The sequence below is a fragment of the Salegentibacter salarius genome (assembly GCF_900168265.1).
GTDB lineage: Bacteria > Bacteroidota > Bacteroidia > Flavobacteriales > Flavobacteriaceae > Salegentibacter > Salegentibacter salarius.
Genome location: NZ_FVZF01000015.1, coordinates 71,435 through 82,930 on the forward strand (window position 1 = coordinate 71,435; position 11,496 = coordinate 82,930).

General features: G+C 37.4%; 10 protein-coding genes and 1 rRNA gene. 7 read left to right on the top strand and 4 right to left on the bottom strand.

What is annotated here, in order from left to right; all coding sequences use genetic code 11:
- Positions 1-103: 103 nt before the first annotated feature.
- From tgt to B5440_RS09755, 6 genes are all read left to right on the top strand, one after another.
- Positions 104-1,234, top strand: coding sequence for a tRNA guanosine(34) transglycosylase Tgt (tgt, locus tag B5440_RS09730; RefSeq protein ID WP_070053377.1), 1,131 nt, complete (start codon positions 104-106; stop codon positions 1,232-1,234).
- 3 nt (positions 1,235-1,237) lie between these two features.
- Positions 1,238-2,314 (top strand): LptF/LptG family permease, encoded by a 1,077-nt coding sequence (locus B5440_RS09735; protein WP_070053376.1) that lies wholly within the window; start codon positions 1,238-1,240, stop codon positions 2,312-2,314.
- A gap of 99 nt (positions 2,315-2,413) precedes the next feature.
- Positions 2,414-3,367 carry an acetyl-CoA carboxylase carboxyltransferase subunit alpha gene (locus tag B5440_RS09740; protein WP_070053375.1) on the top strand — a complete coding sequence of 318 codons (954 nt, stop codon included), beginning with the start codon at positions 2,414-2,416 and terminating at the stop codon, positions 3,365-3,367.
- Positions 3,368-3,534: 167 nt separating this feature from the next.
- Positions 3,535-5,100 carry a replicative DNA helicase gene (gene dnaB / locus B5440_RS09745; protein WP_070053374.1) on the top strand — a complete coding sequence of 522 codons (1,566 nt, stop codon included), beginning with the start codon at positions 3,535-3,537 and terminating at the stop codon, positions 5,098-5,100.
- Entirely contained in the window at positions 5,081-6,430 is a 1,350-nt protein-coding gene (locus tag B5440_RS09750; RefSeq protein WP_232755985.1) for an asparagine synthetase B, read from the top strand. The genes dnaB and B5440_RS09750 overlap by 20 nt, the downstream gene beginning before the upstream one ends.
- Before the next feature lie 183 nt (positions 6,431-6,613).
- A complete protein-coding gene (locus B5440_RS09755; protein WP_070053373.1) occupies positions 6,614-7,036 on the top strand; it encodes a secondary thiamine-phosphate synthase enzyme YjbQ in 423 nt (140 codons plus the stop codon).
- A gap of 225 nt (positions 7,037-7,261) precedes the next feature.
- On the opposite strand, the gene rplT is transcribed toward B5440_RS09755, so the two are convergent.
- The 4 genes from rplT to thrS all read right to left on the bottom strand — a co-directional run bounded on the left by rplT (position 7,262) and on the right by thrS (position 10,498).
- On the bottom strand, positions 7,262-7,606 hold the full coding sequence (rplT, locus tag B5440_RS09760) for a 50S ribosomal protein L20 (RefSeq protein ID WP_057481181.1): 345 nt from the start codon (positions 7,604-7,606) through the stop codon (positions 7,262-7,264).
- A 135-nt stretch (positions 7,607-7,741) separates the two neighbouring features.
- On the bottom strand, positions 7,742-7,939 hold the full coding sequence (gene rpmI, locus B5440_RS09765; protein WP_037319922.1) for a 50S ribosomal protein L35: 198 nt from the start codon (positions 7,937-7,939) through the stop codon (positions 7,742-7,744).
- Positions 7,940-7,976: 37 nt separating this feature from the next.
- Entirely contained in the window at positions 7,977-8,528 is a 552-nt protein-coding gene (infC, locus tag B5440_RS09770) for a translation initiation factor IF-3 (RefSeq protein WP_079711114.1), read from the bottom strand.
- A 23-nt stretch (positions 8,529-8,551) separates the two neighbouring features.
- Entirely contained in the window at positions 8,552-10,498 is a 1,947-nt protein-coding gene (thrS, locus tag B5440_RS09775) for a threonine--tRNA ligase (protein ID WP_070053372.1), read from the bottom strand.
- Positions 10,499-11,313: 815 nt separating this feature from the next.
- On the opposite strand from thrS, the gene B5440_RS09785 reads away from it, so the two are divergent.
- Positions 11,314-11,496, top strand: a 16S ribosomal RNA gene (locus B5440_RS09785); the annotation flags it as partial.

Below are 11,496 nucleotides of genomic sequence, written 5' to 3' on the forward strand. Positions count from 1 at the left end.
TTTCGTCCCTGTAAATTGGGATGCCTCGAAAACAAAAAAATGCTTCGTGGGTTTGCCTAAAGGTAGTTTACTTGAGTATCTTTGCACTCACTTAAAATACACTATGAAATTTGATTTGTTGAGTACCGATGCCGGTAGTAAAGCCCGTGCTGGGACCATTACAACCGATCACGGTAAGATTGAAACTCCTATTTTTATGCCTGTTGGTACCGTAGCTTCGGTAAAAGGAGTGCACCAGCGGGAACTTAAAGAAGAAATTAATCCCGATATTATATTAGGAAATACCTACCACCTTTATTTACGTCCACAAACCGAAATTCTTAAGAAAGCCGGGGGGTTACATAAGTTTATGAACTGGGATAGAAATATTTTAACCGATAGTGGCGGGTACCAGGTATATTCACTTTCTGATAGGAGAAAAATTAAGGAGGAAGGTGTAAAATTCAAATCTCATATAGACGGTTCATACCATACTTTCACTCCAGAGAACGTAATGGAAATTCAGCGTGCTATTGGGGCCGATATTATTATGGCTTTTGATGAATGCACCCCTTATCCCTGCGATTATAAATATGCGAAACGCTCTATGCATATGACGCATAGATGGCTGGATAGATGTGTAAATCATCTGGAGAAAGTAGATCCATTCTATGGATTTGATCAAACGCTTTTTCCAATTGTCCAGGGGAGTACATATAAAGATTTAAGAAAACAATCTGCCGAATATATCGCTTCAGTTGGAGCAGAGGGTAATGCAATTGGCGGACTTTCGGTAGGAGAACCTGCTGAAGAAATGTACGCGATGACAGAAGTTGTTACTGAAATTCTTCCGGAGGATAAACCGCGATATTTAATGGGCGTGGGAACTCCTATTAATATCCTGGAAAATATTGCACTGGGAGTAGATATGTTTGATTGTGTGATGCCAACCAGGAATGCCCGTAACGGAATGCTTTTTACGGCCCACGGTACTATTAACATCAAAAATAAAAAGTGGGAAGACGACTTCTCTCCAATAGATGAAATGGGAATCACTTTTGTAGATACCGAATACAGCAAAGCTTATGTTAGGCATTTATTTAGTGTGAATGAACTTCTCGGCAAGCAAATTGCTACAATTCATAACCTCGGGTTTTATATGTGGTTGGTGCGTGAAGCCAGAAAACATATCTTAGCTGGAGATTTTACCACCTGGAAGAATATGATGGTAAAACAAATGGACAAAAGACTGTAAACCTTGAAAATATTAGATTGGTACATATTAAAACGCTATCTGGGAACATTTTTCCTGATGCTGTTGTTATTTATACCAATTGGGATCACAGTAAATCTTGCCGAAAAAATTGGTAAAATACTGGATAATGAAGTGCCTTTTATAGAAGTGGCGCTTTATTATGTAGATTTTACGATCTATTTTGCCAATTTATTATTTCCACTTTTCTTATTTCTATCGGTGATTTGGTTTACCTCGAAACTTGCTAATAATACCGAGATTATAGCCTTTTTAAGTAGTGGTGTTTCCTTTTGGAGATTTCTAAGACCCTATCTTATTGGTGCCAGTATTGTTTGTGTTTTAGCTTTATTTCTTGGAATGTTCCTGGCGCCTAAAGCCAGTAAAGGTTTTAATGAATTTAAGTACGAATATCTCAAGAAGAACGAGCAAACCCAGGAGACCAGGGACGTTTACCGGCAAATAAACGACAATGAGTTTATTTATGCCAGCCATTTTCAACCTATAGGGAAATCGGCACGAAATTTCACCCTGGAGCATTTTGAAGGTAACGAGCTTAAATTTAAAATTAGCGCTTCTAGTTTAAGGTTTAACGAGGAAGACACCACTTATTCTTTGAGAAATGTAGATAAACGTATTGTTGGGGTTAACGGAGATTCTATTTTTCATCAAAATACGCTGGATACGATACTGCCATTTGAATTTGATGAACTTACCCCTGAAACCTATATCGCTGAAACTCTAAATTATACCGAACTAAACGAATTTATAGAACAAGAGCGTCGCAGAGGGTCTGGAAATATTAATAGATACCTGGTGGTCGCTTATAAAAGATGGAGTATCCCGGTTTCAGCATTTATTTTAACGATTATTGCCGTGGCTGTATCTTCTATGAAACGGCGTGGGGGAATGGGCGTTAACCTAGCCGTTGGGATTACGCTTGCTTTTATATTTATATTTTTCGATAAAGTTTTTGGCACCATGGCAGAGCAATCTACCTTCTCTCCATTAATTGCGGTTTGGTTTCCAAATATCAGCTTTGGCGTCCTTGCTATTTTTCTACTTTACAGGGCTAAGAGGTAGTTGAAGAAATTTCTAAAAATTTAATGCACTTTCAGTATAATTCTTCCTTTTAAAGTTTGTTATATTTGTAGGCTAATAAAAAACAAACCATAACAACTTATGGAATATTTAGAATTTGAATTACCCATTAAAGAGTTGGAAGAGCAGTACGAAAAAGCCTGTAACATAGGTGAAGAGAGCGATGTTGATGTTACGGCTACCTGCAGGCAAATCGAGAAGAAATTAAAGGCTACCCGAAAGGATATATATAAGAACTTAACGGCCTGGCAACGGGTTCAACTTTCCAGGCATCCTAACCGTCCCTATACTTTAGATTACATTAATGGTATTTGCGGTGATACGTTTTTAGAACTTCACGGTGATAGAAATGTAAAAGATGATAAAGCGATGATTGGTGGTCTTGGAAAAATTGAAGACCAGAGTTTTATGTTTATTGGTCAGCAAAAAGGCTATAATACTAAAACCAGACAGTATAGAAATTTTGGGATGGCAAATCCTGAAGGTTACCGCAAAGCTTTACGTTTAATGAAATCTGCAGAGAAGTTTGGTCTTCCTGTAGTGACATTTGTGGATACTCCGGGTGCATATCCGGGTCTGGAAGCTGAAGAGCGCGGCCAGGGAGAAGCTATTGCCCGAAATATTCTTGAAATGACAAGGCTAAAAGTGCCGGTAATTGTTGTTATTATTGGTGAAGGAGCCAGTGGTGGTGCTTTGGGAATTGGTGTTGGAGATAAAGTGATGATGCTTGAAAACACCTGGTATTCGGTAATTTCTCCTGAATCTTGTTCTTCTATACTTTGGCGAAGCTGGGAGTATAAGGAACAAGCGGCAGATGCTTTAAAACTTACCGCCAAGGATATGAAAAAACAAAAGCTTATAGATGAGATTGTAAAGGAACCAGTTGGAGGTGCTCACAGTAATAGAGAAGAGACTTTTGATACGGTTAAAAATGCAATTTTAGAAGCATATGATAAATTTAAAAACTTATCACCAACAGATCTAGTAAATAAGAGAATGGATAAGTATTTAGATATGGGGGTTTTTAAAGGCTAAGACCTTACATATCATAACCTAATTAATTTCCGAAACCCTGGTTTCGGTTTTTTTTGCACTTATCAACACTATTATTAAGTTTTCAACAGGTGAATTGTTGATTACCGGTTAATTAAGTAACCGATCTAATATTAAGATGCTCTTAACAAATTTTATACTTTCGTAATATGGATAAAATGACCGCCCCGCAGCAATTTTCGGCAAAAAAAAGTAATGTTATTAGCCTTGAAAAAGGTAAGCTTCCGCCACAAGCTGTTGATTTAGAAGAAGTTGTATTAGGGGCGATGATGATAGATAAAAAAGGGGTAGATGAAATAATTGATATCCTAAGCCCTGATGCTTTCTATAAAAATTCCCATAAATTAATTTTTGAAGCAATACATAAGCTCTTCGAAAATACAGAGGCGATTGACTTATTAACCGTTTCTAACCAATTAAAGAAAGAAGGTAATTTTGAAAAGTCTGGTGGCGATTATTACCTGATTCAGTTAACCCAAAAAGTATCATCCTCTGCACATATTGAGTTTCATGCCCGTATAATTCTTCAGAAATATATTCAGCGTAGCCTTATTAAGATTTCAAACGAAATTATTGAGGAAGCTTACGATGAATCTACCGATGTTTTTGACCTTTTAGATAGCGCTGAAGCTAAATTGTATGAAGTAACTCAGGGGAATATTCAAAAATCTACCGAGACTGCTCAAAGTTTGGTGATCCAGGCGAAGAATAGAATTGAAGAAATCTCGAATAAAGAAGGTTTAAGTGGTGTTCCTTCAGGATTTGATAAGTTAGACCAGTTAACCTCAGGTTGGCAGCCCAGTGACCTTATTATTGTTGCGGCGCGTCCAGGTATGGGTAAAACGGCGCTTACATTATCTATGGCCAGGAATATTTCTGTAGGCCAGAATATGCCGGTGGCATTTTTCTCTTTGGAGATGTCGGCAGTACAGCTAATTACCCGATTAATTTCTTCGGAAACCGGACTATCTTCAGAAAAACTAAGAACAGGAAACCTTGAAAAGCACGAATGGGAGCAGCTTAACGTAAAGGTAAAAGATCTTGAAAATGCTCCTTTGTTTATAGATGATACGCCTTCACTTTCTATTTTTGACCTTAGGGCAAAAGCCAGGAGGTTGGCTTCTCAACACGGAATCAAACTTATTGTAATTGATTATTTACAGTTAATGACGGCCGGTGGAAGCCAAAAAGGTGGCGGAAACAGGGAGCAGGAAATTTCCACTATCTCCCGTAACCTTAAAGCTTTGGCTAAAGAATTAAACGTCCCGGTAATTGCACTTTCTCAGCTATCGCGTGCGGTAGAAACCAGGGGTGGCAGTAAGCGACCATTGCTTTCTGACCTTAGGGAGTCTGGAGCGATTGAGCAGGATGCCGATATCGTATCCTTTATTTATCGTCCAGAATACTATAAAATTGAAGAATGGGACGATGAAGAAAGAACACCAACCGATGGGCAGGGTGAATTTATTGTAGCCAAGCACAGGAACGGTGGACTGGAAAATATACGTCTTAAATTTATTGGTCATCTTGGTAAATTTGATAACTTAGAAGAGTTCGATTCGCCTTTTGAATATCATTCCAAAATGAATACCGGCGAGAATGAAGAGAATGAGTTTGGCTCGCCAAACCTGCCTAACCCAAGTGCGAACGAAGCTTTTGGTAGTTCAATGAATAGTGGGTTTAATAATGACGACGATGACGAAGTTCCATTCTAAAAATTCTGAAAAAATAAGTAAGACTAAGTTTAATGATATTGTTTTAAAAGACCAGAAAAGCGGGAAATTTACCGTTTTTCTGGTCTTTTTTGTTTTCCTGGCTTTAAATTCTTTTAGGGTTTCAGCATCACAATTGCTTATTCCTATGGATGGAGACTCTCAAAAGAATCATTTAAAAGCCTACGGAATAACCTATTTTGCTTTACAAGAAGAGTTAGAAGTTAGGTGGTTGCTGAATTATCGCGGTGGTTCCTTTTTAATTTCAGACACAGAAGAATTACGTAAAGAATGCCAAATACGTGGAGTTTCTTTTGAAATAATAAGTGATGATAAAACCCAGTCGATTTTAGAAGAAATCAGTAGTCCTTCACAGAATATGGAGACTGTGGTACTAGAGAAAGCCCCAAAAATTGCGGTGTATTCTCCACAGGGAAATAAACCCTGGGACGATGCGGTGACTATGGCACTTACTTATGCCGAAATTCCTTATGAAACCATCTATGATGAAGCCGTATTAAATGATGCGCTCATTTTATATGATTGGTTACACCTACACCACGAAGATTTCACCGGCCAGTACGGGAAATTCTATAGAACATTTAGAACTACGCCCTGGTATATTCAGGAAAAAGAAGAAGCTGAAGCCTTAGCACAGAAGTTAGGATATAATAAGGTTTCCGAAGAAAAACGGGATGTTGCTTTAAAAATTAGAGATTATGTTGTTGGCGGCGGCTTTATGTTTGCAATGTGCAGCGCTACCGATAGTTTTGATGTTGCCCTCGCTGCAAAAGGAGTAGATATTGCCGAAACTATGTTTGATGGTGATCCCAGTGAACCCGGTTATCAATCTAAAATAGATTTTAGTAATACTTTCGCGTTTACCGATTTTACCCTGGAACGAAGCCCAATGGTTTACGAGTTTTCTTCTATAGATATGACTGCTAAAAGAAATATTCCGAAGGAAACTGATTATTTTACCCTAATGGATTTTTCAGCAAAATGGGATGTGGTACCAACTATGTTAACTCAGAACCACACTCGATTGGTTAAAGGATTTATGGGCCAAACAACAGCCTATAATCCAGATAATATTAAAGCCAATGTTTTGGTGATGGGAGAAAGTAAATTAAATGGCGAAGCTCGTTATATTCACGGAATAAAAGGAAAAGGATTTTTTACTTTTTACGGAGGCCACGATCCTGAAGATTATCAGCATAGGGTAGGGGATCCAAAGACCGAACTTGATTTACACCCAACTTCACCGGGCTATAGACTAATTTTAAATAATGTACTTTTTCCAGCAGCAAAGAAAAAACCACAGAAGACCTAAGATGAAACTAAGTCTTTTGTTGAAAATTCTAAGTATCGTCAATTTGATTTTAGTGGTATTTCTCATATTATATTTGACTAGTGTAATTAGATTGCCTTCTTCGGTATATGGACTATTATTAATTTCAGTCGGAATTTTAACTGCAACAGGAATTTATCTAAAAGAAAATAACAAGAAGTAACTATGAAATTTTTTCAGAAGGAAATAAAATTAAAAGCGAGGTCTAGAGGATTTCATTTGGTAACCGAAGAAGTGGAAAGTCAACTGGAGGAATTAAAAGAAATCAAGTCAGGAATATTAAATGTGTTTATAAAACATACATCAGCAGGAATAACTATTAACGAAAACGCCGATCCTACTGTGCGTGAAGATTTCGAAAGTCATTTTAATGAAATGGTTCCGGAAAAAATGCCGTATTATAAACACACTTTAGAAGGTCCAGATGATATGCCGGCACATATTAAGGCTTCCTTGTTGGGTAGTTCACTTCAGATCCCTGTAACCAATGGAAAATTAAATATGGGAACCTGGCAGGGAATTTATTTGGCAGAGCATAGAAATAATGGAGGTTCTCGAAAATTGGTTTTAAACCTTTACGGGGTTTAAGTTTATTACGGTTGCAGGGAACTGTGTAGGGAATAAAGAAGCCACGAATTCACTAATAAGTTCTATAAGAATATTTGTGTATTAGTGGCAAAAAAATTGAAGGTCATTTTTTAAGAAACTTTGAAAGTATTCGATAATTCAATATCCTAAGAAAATAAAAGCATAAAAAAATCCAGTTCAATAAAGAACCGGATTTTTAAATAAGAGAGTATAACTAATTTGTAATTACTTTACTTTATCTACAATTGCTTTAAAAGCTTCTGGATGGTTCATTGCCAAATCGGCAAGTACCTTACGGTTTAAACCTATTCCACCAGCTTTGGCAGCTCCCATAAATTGAGAATAAGACATACCGTGTTCACGGGCTGCAGCGTTAATACGCATAATCCATAGTGAACGGAAATTACGCTTCTTTACTTTACGGTCTCTGTATGAGTAAAGCATAGCTTTCTCAACCGCATTTTTTGCTACTGTCCAAACGTTTTTACGACGTCCGAAGTAACCTTTTGCTTGCTTAAGAACCTTTTTTCTTCTGGCTCTTTTTGCAACTGAATTTACTGATCTTGGCATATTTTTATGTGTTTTGTAGCAGGCGGTCGATAATCGACACTTTTAACTTAAACTTCAAACCGTCACACTAAGCGCAGTCGAAGTGTTGCCCAACTCCAGGGTTTTTAAATTAATTAAACCGTTAAGAGCTTATTGTTACTTTAAACGCAACATAAGTTTAACATTGTCCTTATCTGCATCGTGTACTAATGTACTATGCGTTAAGGCTAGCTTACGTTTTTTAGACTTCTTTGTTAAGATGTGGCTTTTAAACGCGTGCTTTCTTTTTATTTTCCCAGTACCGGTAAGCTTAAAACGCTTTTTAGCACTAGATTTTGTCTTCATTTTAGGCATGTTATCCTCTTTTTTATATTATAACTCTCTTATTATACTATTTTGCTTTTCTGGGAGATAAAAACATAGTCATACGTTTTCCTTCCAGCTTTGGCATTTGTTCTACTTTTCCAAGTTCTTCAAGATCTTGCGCTAATCTTAGCAGTAGAATTTCACCTTTATCTTTAAAAACGATAGAACGTCCTTTAAAAAATACAAAAGCTTTTAATTTAGCTCCGTCTTTTAAAAATTTCTCTGCGTTACGTTTTTTAAATTCGTAATCGTGATCATCTGTATTAGGACCAAAACGTATTTCTTTTACCACAACTTTGCTCGCTTTGGCTTTCATAGCCTTCTCGCGCTTCTTTTGTTCGTAAAGAAACTTTTTATAATCCATAGCTTTCACCACTGGTGGTTTAGCATCTGGAGATATTTCTACCAAATCCAGGCCTAATTCTTCGGCTATAGATAATGCTTGTTTAGTTGGGTAAACGCCCATTTCTACATTATCACCTACAAGACGAACTTCTTCTGCCCTGATTTTTTGGTTAATCCGGTGTTGATCCTCTTTGACTGCTCTAAGCGGTCTCTTCGATTTTTTTCTACGTATTGCTATGGCTGATCTATTTTTGGTTAAACTTCAAACGTCTTCAACGTTTTTTTAATTTCCTTATTTATAATTTCGGCAAAGTCTTCTACTGGCATAGTGCCTATATCGCCTTCCCCTCTCTTTCGTACAGAAACCGTACCATCTTGTTCTTCCTGTTCCCCTATAATCAACATATATGGGAATTTGTTCATTTCGGCTTCCCTTATTTTCTTCCCAATGGTTTCATTTCGGTTATCCGCCAAAGCGCGAATTTCGTTATTTTCCAGCAAAGTTAAAACTTTTTGGGCGTATTTTTCATATTTCTCACTGATTGAGAGCACCATAGCCTGCTCGGGCATCAACCATAATGGAAAGTTACCGGCTGTATGTTCCAATAATATAGCGATAAAACGTTCCATACTACCAAATGGCGCACGGTGAATCATTACCGGACGGTGTGTCTCATTGTCACTTCCTTTATAGCTAAGTTCAAATCTTTCTGGCAGGTTGTAGTCTACCTGAATGGTGCCAAGTTGCCAGCTTCTGCCAAGTGCATCTTTCACCATAAAGTCTAACTTAGGACCGTAGAATGCGGCTTCACCGGTTTCAACAACATAATTAAGACCCTTTTCTTTAGCTGCATTAATTATGGCAGTTTCGGCTTTTTCCCAAACATCGTCAGATCCTATATACTTTTCTTTATTCTCCGGATCTCTTAAGGAAACCTGTGCGGTAAAGTTTTCAAAACCTAATGAATCGAATACATATAAGGTAAGGTCTATTACTTTTTTGAATTCTTCATCTAATTGATCTGGAGTACAAAAAATATGAGCATCATCCTGCGTAAAACCTCTTACTCTGGTCAATCCGTGTAATTCCCCGCTTTGTTCGTAGCGATAAACGGTGCCAAATTCAGCAAAACGTTTTGGAAGATCACGGTAACTCCAGGAGCTAGCGTTATAAATCTCGCAGTGATGAGGGCAGTTCATAGGTTTTAATAAAAATTCCTCACCCTCGTGAGGTGTATGAATTGGCTGAAAGCTATCTTCGCCGTATTTAGCATAATGGCCTGAAGTTACATAAAGTTCTTTTTGACCAATATGCGGACTTACCACCATCTCGTAACCTGCTTTTTTCTGTGCCTTTTTTAAGAAATCTTCCAGTCGTTCTCTTAAAGCAGCTCCTTTTGGTAGCCATAATGGAAGTCCCTGTCCAACTTTTTGAGAAAAAGTAAATAACTCAAGTTCTTTCCCAAGCTTACGGTGATCCCTTTTCTTAGCTTCTTCAAGCAGTTCTAAATATTCTTTTAATTCTTTTTGCTTCGGAAATGAAATTCCATAAACACGAGTCAACTGCGGATTGTTTTCATCGCCGCGCCAGTAAGCTCCGGCAACACTCATTAACTTTACCGCTTTAATAAAGCCGGTATTTGGAATATGACCTCCTCGGCAAAGATCTGTAAAGTTGTCGTGATCGCAGAAAGTGATCTCGCCATCTTCCAGGTTTTCTATTAATTCAACTTTAAATTGATTATTTTGTTCCTTATAATAGGAGAGGGCATCAGCTTTAGAAACTTCACGAAGTTTGAAATCATGTTTTTCGCGAGCAATTTGAAGCATTCGTTCTTCGATCTTCTTAAAATCGTTTTCAGAAATCTTGTGCTCACCAAAATCTACATCATAATAGAATCCATTTTCAATGGCCGGTCCAATGGTTAATTTAGAACCTGGATACATTTCTTCTATCGCCTGGGCCATCACGTGAGAGGTAGAATGCCAAAAGGCTTTTTTACCTTCATCGTCTTTCCAGGTAAATAAGGTTAAACTGCCATCTGTTGTTAACGGCGTAGAAACTTCTACAATATTATTGTTGAATTTTGCTGAAATTACGTTTCGGGCCAGTCCAGAGCTAATGCTGTTAGCAACATCCATTGGAGTGGTACCTTTTTCAAATTCTTTTATACTGCCATCGGGCAAGCTTACCTTAATCATGTATATGTAGTTTTAATGAGCGCAAAGATAATAGGTTGATTTTGCCTGCGCAATATACTTATATATAAAGGAGAATATTTATTGCTGAAATATTAAAAAGGAGTACTTTTTCTTTATGCTGAAACATTCACTTTTGTCTCGCCAATATTTCTTTAAAATTTTTTATCTTACAAGTTCCTTTTTTAGAGAGAGTTATAGTTTAGTTTTAAGTTTTCTTTAAAAAAAAGTTATTTGCGGCTTGCGGGGGAAGAAAACAGCAGTATATTTGCACCCGCTTTGAGACACAACGAGGGTTGGGGAGTAAAGTGGGAAGTTCATTGCATATTGGGATACGGTGATTTTTTAAGGAAATAAAGCTTTAAAAAAATAAAAGTAAAAAAATTTATTTTTTACTTGCCAGAATCAAAAGAGGGTGTATATTTGCAGCCGCAAAAACAGCGAAGGTTTTTAATTAAAACGCCAGTTGTTTTGAAGTTCTTTTGAGAATGGAAAGCTTTAAAAAAAAAGTCAAAAATTTTTCTAAAAAAGATTTGGCGGATAAAGAAAAAGCATTGTATATTTGCAGCCGCTTACAGCGCAAACAAGTTCCCAGAAATATTGAAAAGAAATCCCGGGTGGGTAAGAGAATAGAGAGGTTCGAGTCCTTTAATTTCGACAAGAATATCCCGAGTAAGATCGGGGAAGTTCATTGATTTATTGAATTGACAGCGCGTACATTTTTCGAGAGAGAAATGATACAAATAATTTAGAATTAAGACTAGATAAGTCATCTTTGAGTACAGACAATTGATTGTTGTAATTATATTTAAGAAACAACGATGAAGAGTTTGATCCTGGCTCAGGATGAACGCTAGCGGCAGGCCTAACACATGCAAGTCGAGGGGTAACATAGGAAAGCTTGCTTTTCTGATGACGACCGGCGCACGGGTGCGTAACGCGTATACAACCTACCTTTTAGCGGGGAATAGCCCAGGGAAACTTGGATTAATGCCCCATAG